We start from the raw sequence: 25,376 nt of genomic DNA on the forward strand, positions 1-25,376 counted from the left end.
ATGACGAACACAGGCTAGTCATACTGCCCTTGGACGGGCAATGGTTTGGGGGTGGCCCCTGCTCGGAGGCCCCCGTGACGGACCCCACGGCGAACCCCACGACGGACCCCGTCCGGACCCCGCCACGGAACCCACGACGGACCCCGCAGCGACCCCCGCCACGGATCGTCGCGCCCGGTGCGGCGTCCGGACGGGCGAGGTCGGCGGCCGGGTCAGCGGCGAGGACGGGGGTCTCCGAGTTCGCCGCGGAGACGTTGTGCGCGGAGCACCAGTTCCAGCTCGAACCGCCGGTCGGGGTCGTCGATCTCGTCGCCCCACAGTTCCCTGATCTGCCGGAGGCGGTATCGGACGGTCTGCGGGTGGACACCGAGACGGGCCGCGACCTCGGGCGCGCCTCCCCGTGTCTCCAGCCAGGCCAGCAGGGTCGCCGCGAGCCGCCGGCCGTGGGTCGGGCCGCAGTGGGCGAGCGGTTCCAGACAGCGCAGGGCGAGATCGTCGATCAGCTCCTCGGGCTGGAGCAGCACCAGGGCCTCGGTGTGCTCGGTGCAGTACAGAACCTCCCCGGCGGGGAGCAGCCTCCGCTCCATGAGCCGTACGGCGGCCTCCGCCCAGCGCAGCGACTTCGCGGCGTCGGCCAGCGGCACCGGAGGCCCGATCGCCCCGGCCCACCCGGTCAGCGCCCGGTGCAGCAGCTCGGGGCGGCCCGCGGCGGCCGGCTCGGGCACGACCATGCGCGGCCGCTCGTACTCCATGTCCAGCAGCACGCTCGGTCCGACGGCGGGTGCGACGGCTTCCCGGGCCGGGCGCAGCAGTACTCCGACGGCCAGCCGGTCGGGCAGCGGCCAGCCGATCCGGGCGGCCCGTTCGACGAGCCCCTCGGTGTCGCCCCGGGAGTGGTGCTCGGAGAGCAGCAGCTCCATCAGGCGGCGCTGGAGACGCAGCCGCTCCCCGGCCTGCCGGGCGGCGGCCTCGGCGTAGCCGCGTACGGACTGGTCGACGAGGCCGTCCAGGTACTCGTATCCCGCGTCGACGAGCTCGTACATCGCCGGGGGCGGGATGTCGACACGCTGCCCGATCTCCGCGAACCGGCGCCAGGCGAGTCTGACCCCCAGCCGGTAGATCGCCTGGAGCGCGTCGAGGGTGCGGCCGTGCATGCCCTCGCCCCGGCCGAATTCCTGGAAGACCTCGGGGTGGACGCGCGGGCGGCCCTCCGCCGTCTCCAGGTGCTGGACGAAGACCTCGATGGCGCGGCGGATGCCGACCAGGGCCATGGGCTCGCCGGAGTCGTCGAGGACGAGGGGCAGCTGCGGGTACTCGCGGCGGATCTCGCGCAGGATCTCCTCGGCGAGGACCGGCGCCTCGGCCATGGCGATCGTCGCGAACTGCCGCACCTGGAGGCGGGGCACGTCGTGCCAGGCCGAGCGCGCGGTGGCGGGTACGGGGCGGCTCTGTGCCGTTCGGTCCGTGTCCGGGGTGTCGCGGCCGGTGCCGGGAGCGCGAGCGCGGCCCGTGCCGGGCCGACCACCGCGGCTCGCGCCGGAAGGGCGACCTCGCCCGGACTCCGCTTCGTCGGGGTCTCCGCGCGCCCCCGGGATCTCGGGTCCGCCCGGCCGGGGGGAACCCCCGTCCTCGCCCGGCAACGCCGGCCGTGTGCCTCTGCGGCTCGGCACCGTCAGCGCTCCTGACCGGCATTCTGGTAGGTGATCAGCGGCGTGTTCGGCTGGTCGGGGGCCGCGTCGAGCACGGCCACGATGCCGAGGGCGGCGCCCACGGCGAGTGCGGCGGCGACGGCGACGGTGAGTGCGGCGGCGAGCAGTCTGGACATCGCAGGGTCAGCCTCTCTGTCGGAGGTCGTCCCCACCCCGGGAGTCCGCGTGGCCACGGTCGAGTGGTCCCACGGACACCGTCCACGCCGGCCCCGCCCGGCAGGTGTCCAGTCTCGACAATGCATTGACACTCCGTCAAGAGTGCGCCTACGGTTCCCGGCCCATACCGCACGTGCACTTTCTCCCTCGGTGTCGACGCATCCATATCCCCTCGTACCACCGGATACCACCTGTGCGTCGAGCCTCCTCACGCCCCTGGAGTGCCCGGATGCGCCGCAATTTCTCACCCGTCTCCCTGATCCTCGTCGGCCTCGGCACCTTCCTGCTGGTGCTGGCTCCGATGCTCGCCTGGTACGTGGAGCCACGTGCCGCCGTGAACCCGATCGACATCGACACGACCGCCGTCTACACCGGCACCGGCAGCGTCTTCGACGCCGACAAGGTCGAGGCCGTTCCCGGCCAGAACATCACCGTCACCCAGGTGGTGCGGGGTGACGTGGCCGACAGCGAGCGCAGCGGGAAGGCCGTCTGGGACGTGACGACGACGGTCGACACGGACCGGTCGCTGCCCGCGGCCGACCCGCACGACGCCCTGGAGTTCACGCCGGGCCGCTGGGTCACCGACCGCAGGTCCAACGAGCCTGTGCACTGCTGCAAGGAGAGCCCGTACTTCGAGGGCGAGGCCTATCTGAAATTCCCCTTCGACGTGCACAAACGCGCCTACCGCTGGTGGGACGACTCTCTCGGCGCGCCCGTCACCCTGCGCTACAGGGGCACCCGGAAGATCCGCGGGTACGAGGGGTACCGGTTCACCGGAACCGTCCCCGCCACCCGGACCGGGACCCGGCTGGTGCCGGGACTGATCGTCGGGGAGCCGCAGCGCAGCCAGGTGCTCGCGGAGGAGTGGTACTCCAACCACCTCATCGAACTCGTCGTGGACCAGCGCACCGGACGGGTGATCTACGCGCAGGTCGGCCCGCGCAGGACGCTGCGCGCCCCGGGCGGCGAGAAGGACGCGGCGGTGCTGCTGGACAGCCGGAAGCTGGCCTTCACCGCCGCGACCCAGCGGGACCAGGTCGCGCAGGCGAAGACCGAGAGCGGTCAACTACTCCTGCTGGGTCGGACGTTGCCGATCGGTGCCGGTGTGGTGGGATTCGTTCTGGCCACGGTGGGCGCCGTTTTGATGGTGCGCGGGCGACGTGATCCCGGTTCGTCCGAGTCGTCCCCCACTTCCTTCACGATGTGATGCGCCGTCAGCTCTACAAAGCCCCGAAATTGTCACTCCGGTGAGTAGCCGACGCGAACGGCTCGGCGAAAACTGTCCAGCCCCACCCGAACACAGCCCGTCCACAGCCCCGTTACAGCAAGCGCCCGCGCCCCCGCGGCCGGGCGGACCCGGCGTCACCCACCACCAGCAGCCAAGCCCGCACGATCACCGATGATCCGCACTCCGTCCCACCCCCCACACTGAGTTCCGCACCCCGAGACGAGTTGGAGCACCCATGCCCCAGCACGTGCCGTCCCCGCTGCGCACCGCGTCCCCGCGCCCCGCGCAGTACCCTCCGGCGTTCCCCCCACACCCGCGCCGCATCGTCTTCCTCGCCCGCCGTGATCTCGGCAATCCCGCGGCCGGCGGCTCCGAACTCCTGGTCGACCGACTGGCCGACGGGCTGACCCGGCTCGGCCACCAGGTCACCCTGTTGTGCGGTGGCCCCGCGTCCTACCGCGACTACCGGGTCGTCTCGGCGGGCGGCGACCTGGGCCACTTCCTGCGCGCCCGCCCGGCCCTGCACCGCCAGGTCGGTGACTGCGACCTGCTCGTCGAGGTGTGCAACGGGCTGCCGTATCTGACACCCCTGTGGCACCGCGGTCCCACGCTCTGCCTGGTCAACCATGTGCACACGGATCTGTGGACGATGCGGTTCGGCGGACCGCTGGCGCCCGCCGCCCGGCTCGGCCGAAGACTCGAACACTGGGCGCTGGCCGGCGCGCAACGCCGCAATCTGCTCGTCGCCGTCTCTCCCTCGACGGCGCACGCCCTGCACACGATCGGGGTGGAGCGGGAGCGCATCCGGGTCGTGCACAACGGGGTCGAGGAACCGGGGCCGCGGGCCGCGCGCTCGCCAGAGCCGCTGTTCGTGGCGATGGGGCGGCTCGTGGAGTACAAGCGGATCGATCTGCTGCTGCGGCTGTGGGAGCGGGTCCGCCCGGTCACCGGCGGCCGGCTGATCGTCGTCGGGGACGGCCCGGAGCGGGAGCGTCTCGAACAACTCGCGGGCGACAAAGTCGAGTTCACCGGTCATGTCTCCGAGGCCGAGAAACACCGGCTGCTCTGCGCCGCCTGGCTGCTGCTGCACCCGTCCGCGGTCGAGGGCTGGGGACTGGTGGTCACCGAGGCGGCCGCGCGCGAGACCCCGGCCATCGCCTTCGACGTACCCGGGCTGCGGGACTCCGTCGTGGACGGCGAGACGGGGGTGCTGGCCCGTGGCGAGTCCTCCTTCGCGGCGGCCTGGTGCACCCTGGCCCTGTCCGGCCACCGCCGCACGCTGATGGGCCGGGCCGCCCGCGACGGTGCGGCCCGCTACCGCTGGAACCACACGGTCCGCCGGTTCGAAGCGGTGGCCGCGGAGGCGGTGAGGGGCTGGGCGCCATGACGGGCGCCGGGCCCGCCGGTGAGGGACGGCCGGCGAACGACAAGGCGAACGGCAAGCGGGAACGTTCCGGCGCCGACACCGACGCCGACTCCGGTAGCGGTACGGGCGCCGGGACCGGCGGCGGAAGCAGCACAGGTACGGGCGCAAGCAGCGTTACTGGCAGGGGTATTGGCACCGGGACCGGTGGCGGTACGGGCGCAAGCAGCAGTACTGGCACAGGTACCGGCACCGGTAGCGGTACTGGCGCAAGCACCGGCACCGGTGCCGGTACGGGCGCAAGCGGCGGTATTGGCGCCGGGGCCAGGACCCGCCTCAAGGATCCTTCCGTGCGTCGGTCCCTCGCCCTCTTCCGGGCCTTCCTGCACGAGCAGGACGACCCCGGGGCCTGCTACGCGCTGCTCGCCCGGGACGCCGCCGACCAGGTCGAGGCGGCGTACGGCGCCGTCGAGGGCCGTACCGTCGTGGACATCGGGGGCGGCGGCGGCTACTTCACCGAGGAGTTCCGACGGCGCGGCGCCCACGCCTATCTCTTCGAGCCGGACCTGCGGGAACTCGGCCCGAAACCGCCCGAGTCGGCCGTCGTCGCCGACGGCTATCTGCTGCCGCTCGCGGACGGGGTCGCGGACGTCTGCTTCTCCTCCAACGTCCTTGAGCACGTGGCCGATCCGCAGACGTTCCTGAGCGAAATGGTCCGGGTGACCCGCCCGGACGGGCTCATCTACGTGTCGTTCACCAACTGGCTGTCCCCGTGGGGCGGTCACGAGTGGGCGCCCTGGCACTACTTCGGCGCCGAACGGGCTCGCGCCCGCTACCGGCGCCGTACCGGAAGGCCCCCCAAGCACACCCTCGGCGAGAACCTCTTCGCCGTGCACATCGGTACCACCCTGCGGCAGGTGCGCGCCCGCGACGACATCACGGTCGTCTCGGCCCGCTCCCGCTACTGGCCCTTCCTCGCGGAAGCCGTCGCCAAGGCGCCGGGGCTGCGCGAGTTCGCCACCTGGAACCTCCTCCTCATCCTCCGGCGGTGTGCACCATGACGAGCACGGTCCAGGCTCCTCCCCCGGCAGCGGTCCGCCCCGCCACCGGCACGTCCGGCCCCCCGGAGGGGCCGCGCTCCCGACGGTGGCTGCTGGGTTTCTGGGCCGTGGTGTTCGTGCTGTTCCTGGCCGTGCACCCCGGACGCACGACCTTCGACACCAAGCTCGGAGTCGCGCTCGATCCTTGGCAATTCCTCTCCGACCTGGGCCAGTTGTGGCACGACCGGGGCGGCTTCGGCGGCATCCAGGACCAGTACGTCGGCTACGCCTGGCCGATGCTGCCGTACTACGGCCTGTGCCGGCTGATCCATCTCCCGGTGTGGCTGGCGGAACGGCTGTGGCTGTCGATCGTCGTGTCCGTCGCCTTCTGGGGCGCGCTCAGGCTGGCCGAGCGGCTCCGCGTCGGCAGCGGCGCGTCCCGCCTGCTCGCCGCCGTCGCGTACGCGCTGTGGCCGGTCTTCACCATCGTCGTCGGTTCGACCTCCGCGGCCGCGCTCCCGGGCGCTCTCCTCCCCTGGGTTCTGCTGCCGCTGACCGACGAGCGCTACAGCGCCCGGATCGCGGCCCTGCGCTCGGCGCTGGTCGTCCCGTTCATGGGCGGGGTGAACGCGGCCGCGACCCTGGCGTCGCTCCTCCCCGTCGGGCTCTATCTGCTGTCCCGCCCGCGCGGGCCCCGGCAGCGGGGGCTCATCTCCTGGTGGGTGCCGGGCGTGATCCTGGCGACGGCCTGGTGGTGGATCGCGCTGCTGCTGCTCGGCGCCTACGGGGAGAACTTCCTTCCCTATATAGAGACTTCGCAGACCACGACCGCCACCATGTCGGCCACCGAGTCGCTGCGGGGCGCGGGCAACTGGGTGGGGTATCTGCACTTCGGCGAGGCCTGGCTGCCGGCCGGCTGGTCCGTCGCGTCGTCGGTGATCGTGATCGTCTGCTCGGCGCTCGTGGCGGGCCTCGGTCTCGCGGGCCTCGCGAGACGGGACATGCCCGAGCGCCGCTGGCTCGTGCTGACCGTGCTGTCGGTCGCGCTCATCACCCTTGCCGGGTACGGCGGTTCGTTCGGAGCACCCTTCCACGGCGTGGTCCAGGACTGGCTGAACGGCTGGCTCGTCCCCTTCCGCAACATCTACAAGTTCCAGACGGGCCTCGCGCTCGCGCTCGTCCTCGGCCTCGCGCATCTGGTGGGCGTCGCGACGCAGACGCACGGCGCCCGCCCGGTGCGCGGCCGGCGTTTCGCCCCGCTGATCGCGGCGGTCCTCGTCGTGCCCGGACTCGCCTGGCCGTATCTCGACGGGTCGATCCTGCAACCGGGTTCGTTCCAGGAGCTGCCCCGGTACTGGAAGACCACCGCGGACTGGCTCAAGAAGTACTCGCCCGACTCCCGCGCCCTCGTCGTCCCCGCCACCGCGCACGGCATCTACACCTGGGGCTCCCCCATCGACGAACCCCTCGACGTGCTCGCCGGCTCCCGCTGGGCCGAGCGGGACTACGTCCCCTTCGGAACCCCGGGCAACCGGCGCGCCATGGACGCGGTCGAGCAGTCCCTGCTGACCGGCGGCGACGTCCCGGGCCTTGCCGACTACCTGAGCCGGGCCGGCCTGTACTACGTCGTCGTACGCAACGACCTCGACCCAGGTCAGATCGGCTATGTCCCGACCGCGACCGTGCGGCGGACCCTGGAACAGTCCGGCTACCAACGGGTCAACGGATTCGGGCCCGTCATGACCGGCGGCCGGATCGCCAACCACACCCCGCTCCAGGTCGAGGGGCTCTACCCGCGCCAACGCGCCGTGGAGATCTACGAGCCGGTCGACGAGTCGGTGCCACGGCCGGGGCAGGCCGGGCTGAAGCCGATCGCCGACACGGCCGTGGTCTCCGGCGGGCCCGAGTCGCTGCTCCCGTTGGCCGCCGACCCCTCGATACGGGGCCGCGCCGCTGTGCTGACCGGCGACAACCATCCCGGTCTCGGCACCGCGCCGGTCCAGGTGGTGGGCGACGGGCTGCGCCGCGCCGACACCCGCTTCGGCCTGGTCGACGCCAACACCTCGTACACGTACACGCGTGACCAGCGCAATGACAGCGGCAGCCTGCAGGATCCCGGCAAGAGCCCACGCCAGATCCTTCCGGCCGAGGGTGTCACGCACCAGACCGTCGCGGAGCTGCGCGGCGCCCGCTCCGTCACGGCCTCGTCCACCGGCAACTGGCTGTTCCATCTTCCGCAGTACGACCCGGTGAACGCCTTCGACGGCAACCCCGACACGGCGTGGGCGGAGGGGGCGGCGGGCTCGGCGAACGGCCAATGGCTGCGGATCGGGTTCGACGGCTCCGTGGACGTGCCCGCGTCCTTCGACGTGATCCCGCTGCCGCAGGACGGTGCTCGGCGGCGACCCGGATCCGGGTCGAGACGGAGAAGGGCTCCGCCACCAGTCACCTCCTGCCGAACGGCAGGAAACAGTCCGTCAAGGCCCCTTCCGGCGAGACGAGTTGGCTGAAGATCACGATCGTCTCCTCCACCGAACGGCATCCGGGGCTCACCGGCGCGGGCTTCTCCGAGATCGCGCTGCCGGACGTGCAGGTGACGCGTCTGCTCAAGCTCCCCACGGACGCCTCGGGTTCGGACGCCTCCTCCGAGATCGTCTCCCTGCACCGCTCCACCGACCCGACCGGCCTCTCCCCGACGGGCACCGAGGCGGGCCTGCACCGCGTCTTCTCCACCTCGGCGCCGGGGACGTACACGGTGAAGGCGGACGCCGTCCCCGTGCCGGGCGAGGAACTCGACAAGCTGCTGTACGAGGTCGCGCCCGAGCAGCAGAGCCGGATCACGGCGACCGCGGACTCGACGGCGAAGCTGGGCGCGGGCCTGTCCGCGCGCAACCTCACCGACGGCGACCTGACGACGGCGTGGATCGCGGGCGGCAACCCGACGATCCATCTGAGCTGGCCGGGCAAGCAGCCCGTCTCGTCCATCGTGCTGGCCCCGGCGGGCGGTCTGTCGACCCGCCCCACGAAGATCGACATCAGCTCGCCGGACGGCGCGGCGATCGTCGGGGTCGACGAGTTCGGCTGGGCCCGCTTCGACCCCATCACCACCGACCACCTCGACATCACCGTCACCGAGACCGCTCCCCTGACCGTCCACAACCCGGTCGCCGGCGCCGACCTGCAACTGCCGGTCGGCCTCACGGAGGCGTACATCCCCGCGCTCGACAAGTACCGCACCCGGCAGCCCGCCGGCACCCGCCCCTTCTCGCTCCCCTGCGGGAAGGGCCCCGTCGTCGCGGTCGACGGGAAGCTGTACGAGACGAGCGCGCAGGGAACGGTGCGGGACCTGGTGGACCGCCGGGCCATCGAAGTGACGCCTTGTCAAGGAGGGCGTTCTGCAGCCGACTTGCAGCTCTCCGAGGGGGCGCACCGGGTCGAGGCGGGCGACGGCGGGCCACTGGCCGTCACGGACGTGACACTGACCCGCGGCACACCGGCCGAGGCCTCCACCTCCGGCCGGGCCCTGAAGATACGGGACTGGCTGGGCGACCGCCGCGAGGTGACGGTCGGCGCGGGCGCGGCCTCGTACCTGACGACGTACGAGAACTTCAACGACGGCTGGAAGGCCACCCTGGGAGGGAAGGAACTCACTCCGGTACGGCTCGACGGCTGGCAGCAGGGCTGGCGGATCCCGTCCGGCGCGGGCGGCACGGTCAAGCTGTCGTACGAGCCCGCGACGTACCAGGCCGGGCTGATCGGCGGCGGGGTCGCCGTCGCCGTGCTCGTGGGCCTCGTCGTGTGGCGCCGCCGCTCACCCAACCCCGACGAGCCGCAGCCCGTACCGCCGCTGCCCGGTCCGTGGCTCGGCCTGGTCGCCCTCACCCTGGTCGGCGTCGTCGTGGCGGGCTTCCTCGCCCTGCTGGTCCCGGCCCTGGCCCTGCTCGCCCGGCGCCGCCACACGCTGCTCGTGCCGATCGCGTTCCTCGCGCTCGCCGGGGCGGGGATCGCGGCCGCGACGGGTGCGGGATCGCCGGTCTCGGAGGGTGCGGGCGCGTTCGGCCCGGTCGCTCAACTCCTGGCGCTGACCGGCCTGTTCGCGGGGCTGGTGAGCGTACGGGAGCCCGGCGACCCCGGGGTGTCCGTCGCACCGGCACGGTCGCCGCGGCCGCACTCCTCGGAGGCCCCCACGGCACCGCTGCCCCAACGAGTACGCGGCAGGACACGCGGCCCGGGAACCCTACCGGCGGGGTTCAGGGCACGGTGGGGTGCCGGTCCGTCGGCAACCCGGGAGGACCAGGCGGCGGAGCGTGAAGCCGCCGCGGCGAGGCACGAGGTCCCTCCGGCCGAACGGCAGGCAGCTGTGGCGGGGCCAGGATCTCGGCCGTCGGAGCAGCCGACCGGTACGACGGAACCCGGACACCGGCCGCCGGAACAGACAGCCGGCACGACGGAACCCGGACACCGGCCGCCGGAACAGGCAGCCGGCACGGCGGAACAGGGAGGCGGCGCGGCGAGGGGCGGGACCGGTACCCCGGAACACAGTGGCGACGCGGCTGGGACCGGGGCCGGAACTGGGGCTGGGACCGGGGTCGGAACTGGGACCGGAGCCGGAACTGGGACCGGAGCCGGAACTGGGACCGGGGTCACCTCCGGGCCCACGATCTCCGCGCGTGGGCCCGGGTCGCAGCGGCCCGCGCCCGATCCGCCGACCGCGCGCATCGCCTTCCGCAAACCGAGGTTCCGGGTGAGTCCGCCCGAGGGGCCCCGGAACGACACAGGGAAGGACACGTCGGCGTGACCACGGTGGAGCATCCGGCTCAGGACGGCACGGGCGGCCCCGCGGGACCCCGCGGGCGCGTTCCGTTCCCGGTGGTGGACGAGGTCTCCCGGCACTGCAGCCAGGAGGAGGAGCCGGAGACCGTCCACATCGAGATCCATCTGCCGGGCCCTGTCGACCGGGCTCGGCTGACGGCCGCGTTCACGGAGGCCCTGCGCCGTCATCCGCGCGTCCTGATGCGCGAGGCCCCGGGGCCCTGGTACCGCCGCCGTTACGAATGGGAGCTGACCCCGGAACCGGACGTCCGGGTGGTGTCCTTCCCGCCCCCTGGCCCGGACGCCCTGCGGGCCGCGCGGACCAGGGCCCTTCAGGAGGCCCCGCCCTTGTCGGCGTCCCCGCCGATCCGCCTGGAGGTGGTGGAGGGGGCGGGCCCCGCACCCGCCCGCAGAGGCACCGTCCTCTTCCTCACCATCAACCACACCGCCCTGGACGGACCCGCGTGCCTGCGTGTCCTCGCCACCGCGGCGGAGCTGTACGGGGGCAGGGACAACACCCCCTCCGCCCCGCCCGTGCGCACCCCGGAGACCCCGGAACCGGGGGACGGGAACGCCCCCTCCACCTGGACCCCGCCCGCCCGCGTCGCCCAGGGCAGCCCCGAGACCTCCCCCGGCAACGGCCTGATCGTCACCGAGCTCGGTGTGCCCCGCCGCCCCAAGGGCTCCCCCTACACGGTGAACGACCAGCTCATGGCGGCCACCGCGCTGATGGTCGCCCACTGGAACAGGGAACACGGCGCGCGTCCGCGCCCGTTGCGCATCACGATGCCGGTCGACGACCGGCCGCGCGGCACGGACATGCCGATCGGCAACGGAACGCGGCTGGTCGAGGTGACGTTCGCCCCCGAGGAGGTGGACGCGTCCCGGATGGGCGAACTGCTCCGCCGCACGGCCACCCGCACGCGCGCCCTGAAGGCCGCCGAGCGGCCCCAACTCGGCTACGGGGCGGCCCTCTTGACGGCACCCGTGGTACCGGTGGCCTGGCGTGCCGCGGTCACCCGGGGCCTGCGCAGGGCGGCCGGACCCTGGACGTCGACCGTCCTGCTCAGCAACATCGGCCGCATCCCGTACTCGCTCGACTTCGGCGAGGAGGCGGGCCGCGCCCACGCGGTCTGGTTCTCGGCCCCGGCCCGTACACCCCGCGGGCTGACCGTCACGACCGCGTCCACCGCGGGCCGGCTGCACGTCTCGTTGCGCTGGTCGCGCAGTCTGCTCGGCCACGGCGACGGGGCCCACCTCCGCGACCTTTTCGAGCACTATCTGCACGCGACCCAGGAGAGGGAGGCGATCGGCGGATGACCACCGGCGCGAAGTCGACGAGAACTACACCTCCGTCCACCCGGACCACCCCGTCCGCCCCAGCCACGCCGACCACCCTCTCCACACCTTCCGCCCAGTCCGACCCGTCCAACCCGTCCAACCCGTTCGCCCAGTCCAGGCGGTCCAGCCCAACACCACGCGCCCGCCGCGGACTTCGGGACTTCTACGAGGATCCGGCCGTCCCCGTCGCCTCGGGAACCCCGCGCAGTCTGCGCCAGGCGCGGATGCTGGCCGCGGCGCTCGGGCCGGCCACGGCGGGCGTCCGGACCGTGCTCGACATCGGCTGCGGCGACGGCACCGCCGCCGCGACCGCCGCCCCCTTCCTGGCCGGGCACCGCGTGGTCGGCGTCGACTGGTCGCAGGACGCCCTCAGCCGGGCCCGCACCCGTGTCCCGTACGCGATTCGCGGTGAACTCGCCGACGAGGGGCTGCCGTTCGCGACGGCGACGGCGGACGCGGTGCTCTTCAGCGAGGTCATCGAGCACCTCGTGGACCCGGACGGCGCCCTCGACGAGATCCGCCGAGTGCTGCGCCCCGGCGGCCACTTGATGCTGTCCACCCCCAATCTGGCAGCGTGGTACAACCGCGGCCTGCTGCTCGCCGGTGTCCAGCCCGTCTTCTCCGAAGTGAGCCTGCGCGCCGTGCACGGCCGTCCGGGGCGGGAGGTCGTCGGCCATCTGCGGCTGTACACGGCCCGCGCGCTCCGGCAGTTCGTGGCCGCCTCCGGCTTCGAGGTCGTCCGGCTGGCGGGCGCGCCCTTCCACGGCGTACCGCGTCCGCTGCGCCCGCTGGACCGGCTGGCCTGTGCCGTGCCGTCCCTGTCCTCGATCCTGCTCCTGCACGCGCGAAGGACGTAGCCCATGTGGTGGGGAGTGACGGCGGCTCTGCTGGCGAACGTCCTGTACAGCACCGGATTCGTCCTGGAGAAACGCGCGTTGGCGGCCCTGCCCGAGGTGGACATCCACCGCCCCGCCCGGCTGCTCCGTCTGGTCCTCGGCAGCCCGCTGTGGATCGGCGGCTCTCTCGCGCTGGCCTCCGGGTTCGGCGCGCAGCTGGCCGTGTACCGCACCCTGCCGATCGCCGCCGCCCAGGGGATCTTCGTGTCCGGGCTCGTCCTCCTTGTGCTGCTCTCCTCCCGGCTGCTCGGCGAGGAGACCACGGGCCGCGAACGGTACGCGCTCGGCGCGATCCTGCTCGCCCTGCTGATGGTCGTGCTGTCCCTGCGCGAGGGCTCCGACACGGTCAGCCGCAGCGCTCCGGCGCCGCTGGTCCTCACGGTCTGCCTGCCCTCGCTCGCGCTGGGCGTCTGGCTGTACGCGGCCGCCGAGCGCCGCTCCCGGCACCGGCACCGCATGCCGAGCACCGGCGTCGAATACGGCGTGGCGGTGGGCCTGCTGTACGGGGTGAGCTCGCTCGCCATCAAGGGGGTGTCGAGCCGACTGACGACGAGCGACCCGGGCGGCGCGGTCGTCGGCCTGCTGCGCTCCCCGTACCCCTATCTCCTGCTCTTCACCGGCGCGTTCGGCCTGGTCATGTCGCAGGCGGCGCTCCAGCGCTGCCGGGCCTCGCTGATCGTGCCGGTCTGCACGACCGTGACCTGTCTGTTCACGGCGGTGCTCGGCACGCTCACCTTCGGCGAGGCCCTGCCGCACGATCCGGTCCGGCTCGCCCTGCGGCTGGCCGGCACCGTTCTCGCGGTGACCGTGCTGCTCGCCATGCCCAAGCATGACGAGGCGCCTCAAACCCCCATCGGCGCCAAGGAGTTGACACCCCCATGAATCCCGACGACCCGCTGCTGAAAATCCTCGCCTGCCCGCTCGACAAGGGTCCGCTGCATCTCGTCCCCCCGGATGAGGCCCGTCCGTCCGAGGAAGCGCTCTACAACCCCCGGCTGCGCCGCCGTTACCCCGTCGTGGACGGCATCCCGCAGCTGCTGCCGTCCTCCGGGGAGCAGGTGACGGAGGACGAACACCAGGAACTTCTCGGGCGGATGGCGCCATGACCGGATCAGCCGACGGCCGCGCGGCCAGGACCCTCGCCGCCCGCCTCGCCCCCTTTCTCCCCACCCGCCTGGTCGCGGCGACGGCCCGGTTCGTCTATCCGCGCTTCGAACCCGAGCTGGCCCGGCTCGCGGACCTGTGTCCGCCCGGCTGCGGCACGGCCGTGGACGTGGGCGGCTGGTACGGCCCCTGGACGCGCCGCCTCGCCCCGCTGGCCCGCCGTGTGGTGACCGTGGAACCGGTGCCGCACCTGGCCCGACTGCTGTCCTCGGCCACTCCGGACAACGTGTGCGTGATCAGGGCCGCCGCCTCCGACCACCGGGGCACGGCCCGGCTGTGGCTGCCCGCGGACGACGCGGGCGACCGGGGCGTGTCCTCACTCGTCCGCCGGGACATCCACGCCCGCGCGCTGGAGGTGCCCTGCCTCACCCTGGACAGCCTGGATCTGCGCGAGGTCGGCTTCATCAAGATCGACGTGGACGGCAACGAGCCGGCGGTGCTGCGCGGCGCCCGGGATCTGCTGGCCCGCGACCGCCCCGCCCTGTTCATCGAGCTGGAGTCCCGCATCCAGCCGGTCGCCCCGGTCGTCGAGCATCTCGCCGAGCAGGGGTACACGGGCTGGGTGCTGCCCGGCTCCAGCTGGGTGCCGCTCGCCTCCTTCCCTCTGGAGGCGCACCAGGCGCGGATGTCGTACGTCGTCTCGCAGGGGCTGCTGCGCCGGGTGCTGCCGCCGCGCGGACCGCGGTACGTCAACTCGGTGCTGTTCCTGCCGGACGGGCGCCGTCCGGGCGAGGGCCGGGTGCGCGACCATGGACCCCATGCCGGCCAAACACCCCGCCACCCCCTTCACCCCGCTCGACTTCCAGCTGGTCCTGCTGCGCCGCATGGCCGACCACAACCCTGACCTGGTCGAGGACGCCCGTCACGAACTGGGTGCGTCCATCGCCGACATGCGCGAGGCGAACCGGCGCTGGCAGGCGATGCTGCGCGCACCACGCTCCCGGTCCGCCGCCTCCCGCTACCGCTCGGTGCTCGGTGCCCCCGAGTCCGCGCGGGAGCGCCGGATCGGCGATCTGACCTGCGAGGCCCTGCAATGGCCGGTGCCTCTGTGGCCCGATCTGCGCTTCGAGGTCCTGCTCGCCCCGAACGGCGTCGCCTGGAACGAATGGCTGGTACGGGCCCCGGGCGCCCCCGCCCCGGCGCTGGAGACCCTGGAGGACCTGGCCCCCTGGTGCTGCACGGTCGACGAGGCGGCCCGCGCCTTCGCCCCCGCCAGGCCCCTGGAGGGCACGGCCCCGACCCGCTGGGGTCTGGCGTTCACGGCCCCCGACGCGTCGGGCGTGCCTCACGCGTGCGCCGCGGAGTTCACCTGGGGGCTGCTGCAACGGGTGGGCGTCAAGGGGCCTGTCCCCGCACCCCCCGAGAAGTCTGGTCAGGAGTCCGCGGACAGGACCGTCGACGAGACCCTCAAAGGGCGGCGGCCTTGAGGATCCGGTCCACGACGACGGGCAGCGACCGCGGGTGGAGCCACAGGAAGAGGTTCGGCTCGACGAGTTCCAGTTCCATCACCCGGGGCTCGCCGTCGTCGCCGTCGACGAGGTCGACACGGGCGTAGAGCACGCTGTCCGCGCCTCCCGGTACAGCGGCCAACGCCCTTTCGGCGACGGCCTGTTCGGCGGTGGTGGGCTCCCAGACCTCCAGTCGCGGGTGAGGCGTCTTCGCCCCGTCGTAGGGCGTTCCCGGCTCCAGTACGGCTCCCTTGCGACTGGCGTGCAGCAGCCGCCCGCCGAAGAACTGGAGCGCCCGCTCGCCCCCGGTGTCGATGTTCGTCAGATACGGCTGGACCATCGCGGTCAGCCCTTCGGCGTGCATGCGCGCGAGCTGGCCGAGGGCCGTGTCCCGCTCCTTCGGTGCGTACCGGGCGGCATAGCGCGCCCCCGCCCCAGCGGTCGGCTTCACGACGAACTCGTGGTCGCCGGGCAGCTCGACCGGGTCCCCCGGCGCGAGGTATCGGGTCGGCACGACGGGCACCTCCGCGTCCGCCAGGTCCCCGATGTAGCGCTTGTCCGTGTTCCATCGCACGACCGGCGCCGGATTCAGGAGCCGCGTGAGCCCCGCGCACCGCTCGGCCCATTCGACGAACTCCGCCACTCGCCAGCTGTAGTCCCAGGTCGAGCGGATCAGCGCCAGGTCGAACCCGGCCCAGTCAGCCCCGGGGTCGTCCCAGTGCACGATGTCCGCCACCGCCCCGGCATCCTCCAGGGCTCCCCTCAGCACGGGCAGATCCCGGTCCGCGCCGGGCTCCTCGCCCGGGTCGTACGTGACGAGCGCGATACGGGCCACGCGGACTCCATCCTCGTACGGCACCTGCGTACGACATCGACGTACAGCTGCGGCGTACGACACAGGCGTACGACCTCGGACGCACCCCACCGGCACGCCACCCGGGACAATCCCGCCGCAGGCTAACAACCACCCGCATCCCCTGGCCAAGCCAATATTGACCTTCACCAAGGGGGAGGGCCCAGCATCGGTGACAGAACGAGGAACCGGACAACGAGGAACGGCCCGGACACGGGAGCGACGGGGTGGGCACATGGACATGCTGACGATCGGGGCCTTCGCGAAGGCCTCCCGGCTGTCGCCGAAGGCGCTGCGGCTCTACGACGAGCTGGAGCTGCTGCGCCCCGCCCGGGTGGACCCCGAGACCGGGTACCGCTACTACGCGGTGGCTCAGCTCGAACAGGCCCGGCTGGTGGCGTGGCTGCGGCGGCTCGGCATGCCGCTGGCCCGGATCCGGCGGGTGTGCGCCCTGGAACCGGCGCCGGCCGCGGGGGAGATCCGCGCGTACTGGGCCCGGGTCGAGGCCGAGACGGCCGCCCGCCGGGATCTGGCGGCGTTCCTCGTGGACCATCTCTCACCGTCCCAAGGAAAGGACACCAGCATGCTGGAACTCCGTTGTTCCGCTCTCTCCGACACCGGCTTGGTCCGTGACGCCAACCAGGACAGCGTCCACGCGGGCGCCCGTGTCCTCGCGGTCGCCGACGGCTGCGGGCCGTACGGGGCACCCGCCAGCACGGCGGCCGTGCGGGCCCTCACGTTCCTGGACGACGAGCCGCTGTCGGCCGGTGGCGTGCTCAACCTCCTGCAGGACGCCGTGGAGGGCGCCGCCCAGGCCGTGGCGGACCTGGTGCCGCGACACGCCACGGCCCAGGCTGCGGACGGGGAGTACACCGGCAGCACGCTCACGGCCCTGGTGTGGACCGGTTCCCAGCTCGCTCTCGTCCACATCGGGGACTCGCGGGCCTATGTGCTCCGCGACGGCGGGCTGTTCCTGATCACCCACGACCACACTATGGTCCAGTCGATGGTCGACGAGGGCCGGCTCACCCCGGAGGAGGCGACCGCGCATCCCCAGCGCGCCCTGCTGCTCAAGGCACTGGGCGCCGAGGCGGCCGTACCCGATCTGCGACTGCAGGACGTACTGCCGGGCGACCGCTACCTGCTCTGCTCGGACGGCCTCTCCACCGTGGTGCCGGAAGAGGAGATCGCACGGCTTCTCGTCACGGCTCCCGATCCCGACGCGGCCGTCCGGGCCCTGATCGGGGCGGCGAACGACGCCGGCGGGCCGGACAACGTCAGTTGTGTGGTCGCGGACGTGGTCGAGGCGGCGCGGCCGGCCGGACTCCGGGTCGGATAGAAGCCCGCAGGTCAGCGCTGGTACCGCAGGTCAGTCCTGGTTCCGCAGGTCGCTTCCGAGGGGCCGCGGTTGCTCCTGGGGCGCGGGTCGGTCCCGCGGTCTGCGGTAGCCGAGGGAGGTCTCGATGGCGCGGCCGACCGGGTCGACGGGGGCGCCCCCGCCGGGGCCGGTCACCCAGGAGCGGAAGACGCTCGCCAGGTGCAGGCCGAAGGCCTCGGCCTGTGCCTCGTCCGCCTGGCGTGATCCGTTGCGGGCGGCGACCGTGAGGGCGACCTCCCGCCGGAACGGCGTGCGCGCTCCGGGATCACGCAGGGTGGAACGGTCCGAGAGGGCCGCCCGCGCGACGGCCGGTGCGCCGTCCACGTGGTGGTCTCGGTGCCCTTCCTTCATGTGCCACAACTCGTGTCCGAGAATGACGAGTTGCTGCACCGTCTCGGCGCGCTCCTCGACGATGACGAGGTCGAAGTCGTTGAACTCCATCCACAGGCCGGTGACTTCGATCTCGTCGGGGAAGCGCTCGAAACGGAGCTGGACGGGACGGCCGCCCCGCCGTCGGCTCATCTCCTCGCACAGGGCCTGCGCCAACTCCCGCATACCGACCGGCGTATCGATCCTTCTCCGGAGCACCCGGCCGAGCTCCACCGCCAGCGTCCGCATCTCGGAGCGGGCGCCGCGCGGACGCAGCGCCGTCAGGAAGCCTCCGACGGCACCGGTGGGCTTCGCCGTCATCGCTCCGCCCCCTCGGCGTCCAGCGGGACGGACTGGAACTCGACGATCCGCGCACCGAGGCGTTCCAGTGTCTCGGGAAGGAGCGGCGGGGACTCACTCACCAAAGGTCTCCCGGCAGTTGACTCATCAAGTTGTGACGCGAGGCCGACACTACGTGTCCGGGTCCGTCCACGCCACGGTTCCCGAACGATCGTTCCCGGTTTCGGAACGATCCTTACGACGCCTGCGCTCCCCCTCCACGTCCTCGGCGCGGACCGGCGGCCTGCCACCCGGTTCGGGAGCCTCATCGTGTAGGAAGAGCCTGTCCCTCCCGGTGAAGTCCTCTCGGCAAGGAGTCCCCGTGTTCTCCCTCTTCCCGGCCCTGGTGGGCGGTTCGGTCGCGAACCGGTCCGCGCTGCGCTTCGGCGATCGGTCCCTGACGTACGCGGAACTGGCCGCCTCGGCGGGAGCGCTGGCCGCACGGCTCGACGGTGCCGGGAGGGTCGCCGTCTGGGCGACGCCGACCCTGGAGACGGCCGTCGGTGTCGTCGCCGCGCTGCTCGCCGGGGTGCCGGCCGTGCCGCTGAACCCGAAGTCCGGAGAGGCGGAACTCGGCCATATCCTGGGCGACAGCGCGCCGTCCCTGGTGCTCGCGGCCGGCGGGGACCGGCTCCCAGCTCCGCTCCAGGCGCTGGACCGCATCGATGTCGAGGCCGAAGTCGGTGTTGAGTCCGAGGCCGAGGTCAAGGGCGAGGCCGGGGTCAAGGGCGAGGCCGGGGTCAAGGGCGGTGTCGAGGCCTCCGGTACGGAAACGGGCGGCGCGGTCACCGATCCCGCCGCCCCCGCCCTGGTCGTCTACACCTCCGGCACCACCGGTCCGCCCAAGGGCGCGGTCATCCCGCGCCGGGCCGTCGCCTCGACCCTGGACGCGCTGGCCGACGCCTGGCAGTGGACCGGCGACGACGTGCTGGTCCACGGCCTGCCCCTGTTCCATGTGCACGGGCTGATCATCGGCATCCTGGGCCCGCTGCGCCGCGGCGGGTCCGTACGGCATCTGGGGCGGTTCAGCGCGGAAGGCGTGGCTCGGGAGCTGAACGACGGGGCGACGATGCTGTTCGGGGTGCCGACGATGTACCACCGGCTCGCCGAGGCGCTCGCCGGGGACCCCGGGCTCGCCAAGGCGCTGGGCCGGGCGCGGCTGCTCGTGTCGGGCTCCGCCGCGCTGCCCCTGCACGACCACGAGCGGATCACAGCCGCGACCGGACGCGGGGTCGTCGAGCGGTACGGCATGACGGAGACCCTGATGAACACGAGCGTGCGGGCGGACGGGGAGGTCCGGCCCGGCACCGTCGGCGTGCCGCTGCCTGGCGTCGGCCTGCGGCTCGTCGAGGAGGACGGGACGACGATCGCCGGGTACGAGGCCGACGGCACCCCGACCGGCGCGCACGACGGCGAGAGCGTCGGTGAGATCCAGGTGCGCGGGCCGAACCTCTTCACCGAGTACCTGAACCGGCCCGACGCCACCGCCGCCGCGTACACCGCGGACGGCTGGTTCCGCACGGGTGACATGGCGGTTCTCGACCCCGACGGCTCGGTCCGTATCGTCGGCCGCAAGGCCACCGACCTGATCAAGAGCGGCGGTTACAAGATCGGCGCGGGTGAGATCGAGAACGCGCTCCTCGAACATCCCGGGGTGCGCGAGGCCGCCGTCGCCGGGGAGCCCGACGCCGACCTCGGTGAGCGCGTGGTGGCCTGGATCGTCCCTCTCGATCCTCAGGCACCGCCGCCCGCGGACGAGTTGGCCGACCATGTGGCCCGCCGCCTCTCCCCGCACAAGCGGCCCCGCACCGTGCGCTTCCTGGACGAGCTGCCCCGCAACGACATGGGCAAGATCCTCAAGCGGGCGCTGCCGCGTGACTGAACGGATCTCGGCCCGCGAGGCCATCGCCCTGGTCACCGACAGCTTCGCCGAACTCCCGTCCCCAGGCGGGGAGTTCCGGCCCGATGGTCCGCTCTCCTGGACGGGGTACGACGACGCGCGGGCGCGCGCCGCCGCCCGTACCGGCGAGGAGGAGTCCGTCGTCTGCGGCACCGCGACCTTCGGGACGGCGAGCTTCGGTACGACGATCGACGGCAGAGCTCCGCTCGGTCCGGTCACCGCCGTCCTCGTCGCCTTCGAGTTCGGCTTCCTCGGCGGTTCCCTCGGCGAACGCACCGGAGACCGGCTGGAGGCGGCCTACGACTACGCCCGCACGCACCGGCTGCCCGTCGTCTCACTCGTCGCCACGGGCGGCAGCCGGATGCAGGAGGGCATGCTCGCGCTGACCCAGCTCCAGCGGGTGGCACGGCAGTCGGCCCTCACCCGGGAGGCCGGTCTCGCCCAGATCGCCGTCCTGCGGGATCCGACGACGGGCGGCGGCTGGGCCACGCTCGGAGCCGGCGCCGATGTGACCCTGGCGCTGCCCGGCGCCCAGGTCGCCTTCGCGGGCTCCCGGGTCCGCCCGCCCGACGCGGTCCCGGCCGCGTACACGGCCGAGGCGCAGGTGGTGGCGGGCTCGGTCGACGCCCTCGTCCCGCGGGACGCGCTGCGGGAGACGCTCGCCCTGTGGCTGGACCTGCTCACCCGGCCCGCCGCCGGGGCCGCGCCCGTCCCGCCCGCACTGGGCGGCTCGACCGACCTGCCCGCGACCGGCTGGGACGCTGTGCAGCGCGCCCGTTCGCCCGAACGGCCACGCGCGGAAGCCTACTTGGACGCGTACTTCACCCGTCGAGCGGCGATCGACGGCGACCGCTGCGGAGGCTCCGACGTCGGCATGCTGTGCGGCTTCGGCCGCGCGCGGGACGGGCGGACCATCGCGTACGCCGCCCAGCGCGGGACCCCGACCCGTCCGGCCGGATACCGCACCGCCGCCCGGCTGGTCCGGCTGGCCGGGCGGCTCGGCATCCCGGTCCTGACGCTGGTGGACACCCCGGGCGCCGCGAACGACGCGGACGCCGAGCGGCAGGGGGCCGGTGCGGCGATCGCGGACCTGTTCGCGGCGGTCGCCACCGCCCGTACGCCCCTCACCACGCTGGTGATCGGCGAGGGCGGCTCGGGCGGCGCCCTGGCGCTGGCCGCCCCCGGCAACACCTGGGCCACGCCGGACAGTTACTTCTCCGTCATCGCGCCGGAGGCGGCGGCCGCGATCCTCAAGCGGCCCGCCGACGAGGTCCGGGCGACCGCCGCCCAACTCCGGCTCCGGCCGCAGGACCTGCTGGACCTGGGAGTGATCCGGGGCATCACACGGCACCGCCCCTGAGAATGAACGGACGACGGCCGTCGGTTCCCCCTTCCCAAGAGGAACCGACGGCCGTCTGCTCGACGGGCCGCCACCACGGCGACCGCCCGGTGCGGGGACGGACCGCGCGGCGGCCTCCCAGCTCGGGGACGTGCCGCGCGGCGGCCCCGTTCGCGGTGCCGTGCCGAGCTGCGGCCTCCCCGATCGAGACCTTGCGCGGCGGGCCCCGCTCGAAGGAACCGGCCGATCGACGGCCGCCCTGGTCGGGGGCGTGCCGCGCGGCGGCCCCCGTTCGCGGTGCCGTGCCGGGCGGCGGGCTCTCCCCCCGGGGAACCCGCCGCCCGGCGGCCCGTTACCGGACGCCCACCGCCCGGATGGTCTCCTGGCTGACCGTGCCGCCCTGGTCGTCCTGGGCAGAGGCCCGCAGCGACACGAACTCGGCGTCGCGCGGCACATTCAGCGTGCCCTGCCAGCGGGCCCTGCCGCCGCCGGTGAGCGGGACGGCCTTCCAGGTCGTCCCGTCGTCGTAGGACACCTCCAGCTTTCCGCCGCCGATGGTGCCTGTGCCCGGCGCGCCCTTCACGTACTCGGCGTAGATGCTCACCGGGACCCGGCCGCCGCGCACATCGCCCGCGAGGTCGGTGTCGACGTCGTAGCCGAGGTTGATGAGCGGGAGGAAGGTGAAGTGGTCCTCGGGGGTGGCCGCCGACCGGACGGTCCACTCGGTGTGGCCCTTCGTGGAGAGCTTCCAGCGCTCCGGGTCGAGGGTGGTGTCCGTGACGACCTTGTAGGTGTGCTCGTCGGCGGGCGCGTCCCAGACGTATCCGGCGGAACTCTTCCGCCGGTCTACCAGGACATCGTCCTGGTAGACCGCAGTGAACTGCGTCATCCCGGTGTCGTCGCTCCACACGTCGCCGAAGCCGGTGTGGTCGGGCCCGGAGTCGCCCCAGCCGGGCGTGTTGAACTGGATCTGTTTGCCCGCGCGCTGCTGGCCCCAACCGAGTCCGGTGCCGAGCCAGGGGTGCCAGACGGGCTTGAACCAGTTCAGGGTCTCGTGGGTACCGCCCCGGTAGGCGACCAGGCCGCTGCGCTCCTCCAGCGCGCCGTCCCCGACGTACGAGGACTCCATCCAGGTCTGTCCGGGGCCGGTGGAGACGTAGTCGGTGCGCTCGGCGGGGTAGTCGATCCGCTCCTGGAAGCCGAGGCCGATGGGGAAGGGGTCGGCGATCGAGTAGCGGAACTCGCTGCCCGAGACGGGCCTCACTGCGTGGAACTTGGCGTCCAGCACGGCCAGTTCACCGCGGTCGGGCTCGTAGGTGAGACTCCGGTCCGGTACGGCGTTCTTGTAGCCGTGCGAAAGGTCGTACATATAGGGCGTGTTGCGCGTGCCGGTCATGTCGACGGTTCGCATCGCGCGCAGCCGGGCCGCGTCCGCCGCGTCGACGGTGGCGATCTGCAGCGGCCGGTCCTCGTTGTCGTCCGTGCCGAACCACGCGTTGAGGCGTCCCGGCTGGTCGTCGGTGACGAACAGGGCCTTGGCGCCCGCGTCCTGGGCCGCCTGGGCGAGCGCGGCCGGCTCGACGCCGGCGGTGAGCCGGGCGAGGACGGCCTTGCCGCTCACCCCGGTGAACGGTCCGTCCCCGACGTCGACCAGCGGCAGTCTGCTGCGGCCCTCGATCAGGGTGCCGCCCGGCTGGGCGAGCGCCTGCTTGACGCCCACGACGTCGAGGAGCGGCTTCCCGAGCCGCCACACGGTCCGGTAGTCGAAGGTGCCCTCGGTGACCTTCGGGGTCGGCGCGGCGAAGATGCTGTCGTACTTGACGGGTACCTGGACCGCGCCGAACAGGTCGGAGCCGCCGCCGTTGCGGTCGTACTCCATGACGAGCTGCCGGGTCTCGGTGCGCCGGTCGACCTTCGCGCTGATCTGCCGCAACGTCCGCCCGTCCAGGGTGACTTCGCGGTCCCGGTCGAGTGTGATCTGGGGTGCGGCGAGGAAGCCGATGCCGAGCGAGTCGGCGCCGTGGCTGCCGCGCACGTCGAGGAACGACGTGAGGCTGTACGTGCCGGGCTTGAGCCGCAGCGCGAGGGTGCCGGAGTCGCCGACGGAGGCGGAGTACGCGTCGACGTCCCGCGCCAGCTGCTGCACCGCGAGGTAGGCCGCGGTCGGGGCGCCGTCCCGGTCCTTGACGTGGACCGTGAGCGTGTACCGCTCCTCCTCCTTGACCAGCCCGAACGCGGTGTGCGCGACGGGCGTGCCGGCCACCGACGCCACGATCTGGCCCGAGGTGTCGCCCACCGGCGCCTTCGAGCCGTCGCCGGTGACCGTCGTGGACGCGGTGCCGTGCGCGGGCACCGTGAGCGTGGTGTCGGCGAGGGTGGCGACACCCTCGCCGGCCCCCTCCGCGGCGAGCGTCAACTCCACCGCCGCGTCGGAGGAGTTGGTGTAGGTGAGCGTCCGGGTGACGGGGTTGTCGTCCTCGTAGGGCCAGCTGTAGAAGCCGAGGTCGGCGCTGCCCGTGGCGGTGATCTTCGCGTCGATCGCGTCCGGGACGCTCACCCGGCCGGAGCCCGACTGGTAGACGGAGGCGTCGAGTTGCTTCGACGTCGACATCAGCGCGTCCTTTAGCTGGGCGCCGGTCCAGTCGGGGTGCTCCTGGGCGAGCAGCGCGGCCACGCCCGCGACGTGCGGTGTCGCCATCGACGTGCCGCTCATGGAGGTGTAGTAGCCACTGCCGCTCACGAGCTGGGAGCGGGCGGCGAGGATACCGACGCCGGGCGCGGAGAGGTCGGGCTTGAGCGCGTTGTCGCCGTAGCGCGGTCCGGCGCTGGTGAAGTAGGCGGCCTCGTCGGCGGAATCCACCGCGCCGATGGTCAGGGCGGAGTCGGCGGCGCCGGGCGAGCCGATGGAGGAGGGGACGCCGGTGTTGCCTGCTGCGATGACGAAGAGGGCGCCGGTCTCCTTGGAGAGGGTGTCGACGGCCGCGGCCATGGGGTCGGTGCCGTCGCTGGGCTCGGTCGAGCCGAGGCTCATCGAGATCACTTTGGCGTGCACGTCGCGCGCGGCCCACTCCATGCCGGCGATGATCTGCGACTCGCTGCCGGAACCCTGGTCACTGAGCACCTTGCCGACGGCGAGCGTGGCCTCGGGCGCGACGCCCTTCTCCTTGCCGTCGGAGGCGGCGCCGGTGCCGCCCACGGTGGAGGTGACGTGCGTGCCGTGCCCGTTGCGGTCGGCGACCTCCTGCCCGTCGATGAAGCTCTTGGTCTGTGTCACCCGGCCGGCCAGATCGGGGTGGCTCGTGTCGACGCCTGTGTCGAGGACGGCGACGGTCACGCCCTTGCCGGTGAGTCCGGCCTCCCATGCCTTCGGCGTGCCGATCTGCGCGTTGCTCTCGGCCATGTCGGCCTTGACGCGCCCGTCGAGCCAGACCTTGCCGATCCCCGCCTGACGGGTCATCGCCTTCCAGAAGGTCCGGCCCTTGTCCGCGTCGACGGCCGCGCCGCGGATGCTCGGCAGCGAGCGCGTCCGCTCGGCCCCGCCCGGGGTCGTCGCGCGCGCCTTCGGGTCGTACGTCACGATCAGCGGCAGCTCGCCCGTCTGCTGGTCGGTGAGCCCCTGGCGTATCAGCTCGCTCACGTCGAACAGCCGCCGGTCGAGGGTGCCGGCCCTCAGATACGGCAGCGCCTCGTCGGGTACGACGGTGACGGCACCGTCGGCGACCTGGGTGCGAACGGCTCCGGTGGCCCCGCGGGGGCGCACGACGGAGACGGTCTTCTTACCGCCGCCGACGTCGGTGACGGTCACCTTGTCGCCGGTCACGAGGGTGACGGTGTGGGCGGCAACGGCGGCTCGCGTCGACGCCGGGGTGCGGGTGTTTCCGGTGTCCGCGTCGCCCGTGGTGGCGAGCGCGCCCGCCCGCCCCATGGGCAGCAGGGCGAGCACGAGCCCGGCCGACAGCAGCGCCGCCGGACGTCTCAGTGGTCCTCTGGTCATTCGTGCCCTCTCTTCATCGGCCGACCCGCGCCGGGCAGGGGTGGCGC

17 protein-coding genes and 1 pseudogene are annotated in these 25,376 nt (G+C 73.1%); 13 read left to right on the forward strand and 5 right to left on the reverse strand.

Going from position 1 to position 25,376, the window contains the following annotated elements; all coding sequences use genetic code 11:
- Positions 1–212: 212 nt before the first annotated feature.
- Positions 213–1,367, reverse strand: coding sequence for a PucR family transcriptional regulator (locus ACZ4N5_RS12090; protein ID WP_467757129.1), 1,155 nt, complete (start codon positions 1,365–1,367; stop codon positions 213–215).
- Positions 1,368–1,672: 305 nt separating this feature from the next.
- Positions 1,673–1,825 (reverse strand): hypothetical protein, encoded by a 153-nt coding sequence (locus ACZ4N5_RS12095; RefSeq protein ID WP_467756981.1) that lies wholly within the window; start codon positions 1,823–1,825, stop codon positions 1,673–1,675.
- A gap of 269 nt (positions 1,826–2,094) precedes the next feature.
- On the opposite strand from ACZ4N5_RS12095, the gene pgfA reads away from it, so the two are divergent.
- From pgfA to ACZ4N5_RS12145, 10 genes and pseudogenes are all read left to right on the forward strand, one after another.
- The gene (pgfA, locus tag ACZ4N5_RS12100) at positions 2,095–3,072 is read left to right on the forward strand and encodes a cell envelope lipid trafficking protein PgfA (RefSeq protein ID WP_467756982.1); all 978 of its coding nucleotides are present in this window, start codon (positions 2,095–2,097) and stop codon (positions 3,070–3,072) included.
- Positions 3,073–3,328: 256 nt separating this feature from the next.
- A complete protein-coding gene (locus ACZ4N5_RS12105; RefSeq protein WP_467756983.1) occupies positions 3,329–4,480 on the forward strand; it encodes a glycosyltransferase family 4 protein in 1,152 nt (383 codons plus the stop codon).
- Positions 4,481–4,767: 287 nt separating this feature from the next.
- On the forward strand, positions 4,768–5,517 hold the full coding sequence (locus tag ACZ4N5_RS12110; RefSeq protein WP_467757130.1) for a class I SAM-dependent methyltransferase: 750 nt from the start codon (positions 4,768–4,770) through the stop codon (positions 5,515–5,517).
- Positions 5,514–9,619: pseudogene (locus tag ACZ4N5_RS12115) on the forward strand (alpha-(1->3)-arabinofuranosyltransferase); the annotation flags it as partial. The gene ACZ4N5_RS12110 and the pseudogene ACZ4N5_RS12115, both read left to right, overlap by 4 nt.
- Before the next feature lie 671 nt (positions 9,620–10,290).
- Positions 10,291–11,628 carry a condensation protein gene (locus ACZ4N5_RS12120; protein WP_467756984.1) on the forward strand — a complete coding sequence of 446 codons (1,338 nt, stop codon included), beginning with the start codon at positions 10,291–10,293 and terminating at the stop codon, positions 11,626–11,628.
- Positions 11,625–12,506 (forward strand): class I SAM-dependent methyltransferase, encoded by an 882-nt coding sequence (locus tag ACZ4N5_RS12125; RefSeq protein ID WP_467756985.1) that lies wholly within the window; start codon positions 11,625–11,627, stop codon positions 12,504–12,506. Before ACZ4N5_RS12120 ends, ACZ4N5_RS12125 begins: the two co-directional genes overlap by 4 nt.
- 15 nt (positions 12,507–12,521) lie before the next feature.
- Positions 12,522–13,427, forward strand: coding sequence for a hypothetical protein (locus ACZ4N5_RS12130; RefSeq protein WP_467757131.1), 906 nt, complete (start codon positions 12,522–12,524; stop codon positions 13,425–13,427).
- Positions 13,424–13,651 (forward strand): Trm112 family protein, encoded by a 228-nt coding sequence (locus ACZ4N5_RS12135; RefSeq protein WP_467756986.1) that lies wholly within the window; start codon positions 13,424–13,426, stop codon positions 13,649–13,651. Before ACZ4N5_RS12130 ends, ACZ4N5_RS12135 begins: the two co-directional genes overlap by 4 nt.
- Complete coding sequence (locus tag ACZ4N5_RS12140) at positions 13,648–14,553, forward strand: FkbM family methyltransferase (RefSeq protein WP_467756987.1); 906 nt, start codon at positions 13,648–13,650, stop codon at positions 14,551–14,553. The genes ACZ4N5_RS12135 and ACZ4N5_RS12140 overlap by 4 nt, the downstream gene beginning before the upstream one ends.
- Positions 14,459–15,136 (forward strand): hypothetical protein, encoded by a 678-nt coding sequence (locus ACZ4N5_RS12145; RefSeq protein ID WP_467756988.1) that lies wholly within the window; start codon positions 14,459–14,461, stop codon positions 15,134–15,136. The genes ACZ4N5_RS12140 and ACZ4N5_RS12145 overlap by 95 nt, the downstream gene beginning before the upstream one ends.
- Here ACZ4N5_RS12145 and ACZ4N5_RS12150 read toward each other — a convergent pair.
- Entirely contained in the window at positions 15,117–15,992 is an 876-nt protein-coding gene (locus ACZ4N5_RS12150) for an ATP-grasp domain-containing protein (RefSeq protein ID WP_467756989.1), read from the reverse strand. The two genes, ACZ4N5_RS12145 and ACZ4N5_RS12150, sit on opposite strands and share 20 nt — an antisense overlap.
- A 253-nt stretch (positions 15,993–16,245) precedes the next feature.
- On the opposite strand from ACZ4N5_RS12150, the gene ACZ4N5_RS12155 reads away from it, so the two are divergent.
- Complete coding sequence (locus ACZ4N5_RS12155) at positions 16,246–17,349, forward strand: MerR family transcriptional regulator (RefSeq protein WP_467756990.1); 1,104 nt, start codon at positions 16,246–16,248, stop codon at positions 17,347–17,349.
- Positions 17,350–17,379: 30 nt separating this feature from the next.
- Here the strand turns inward: ACZ4N5_RS12155 and ACZ4N5_RS12160 are convergent, their stop codons facing one another.
- Positions 17,380–18,078 (reverse strand): toxin-antitoxin system, toxin component, encoded by a 699-nt coding sequence (locus ACZ4N5_RS12160; protein WP_467756991.1) that lies wholly within the window; start codon positions 18,076–18,078, stop codon positions 17,380–17,382.
- A 340-nt stretch (positions 18,079–18,418) separates the two neighbouring features.
- Here ACZ4N5_RS12160 and ACZ4N5_RS12165 point away from each other — a divergent pair, with 340 nt between their 5' ends.
- Together ACZ4N5_RS12165 and ACZ4N5_RS12170 are read left to right on the forward strand one after the other, a co-directional pair.
- Entirely contained in the window at positions 18,419–19,978 is a 1,560-nt protein-coding gene (locus ACZ4N5_RS12165) for an acyl-CoA synthetase (RefSeq protein WP_467756992.1), read from the forward strand.
- A complete protein-coding gene (locus ACZ4N5_RS12170; protein WP_467756993.1) occupies positions 19,971–21,356 on the forward strand; it encodes a carboxyl transferase domain-containing protein in 1,386 nt (461 codons plus the stop codon). The genes ACZ4N5_RS12165 and ACZ4N5_RS12170 overlap by 8 nt, the downstream gene beginning before the upstream one ends.
- A gap of 331 nt (positions 21,357–21,687) precedes the next feature.
- Here the strand turns inward: ACZ4N5_RS12170 and ACZ4N5_RS12175 are convergent, their stop codons facing one another.
- Positions 21,688–25,329 (reverse strand): S8 family serine peptidase, encoded by a 3,642-nt coding sequence (locus tag ACZ4N5_RS12175; RefSeq protein ID WP_467756994.1) that lies wholly within the window; start codon positions 25,327–25,329, stop codon positions 21,688–21,690.
- Between the last annotated feature and the right edge of the window lie 47 nt (positions 25,330–25,376).

Source organism: Streptomyces sp. NPDC026500, from assembly GCF_055567635.1.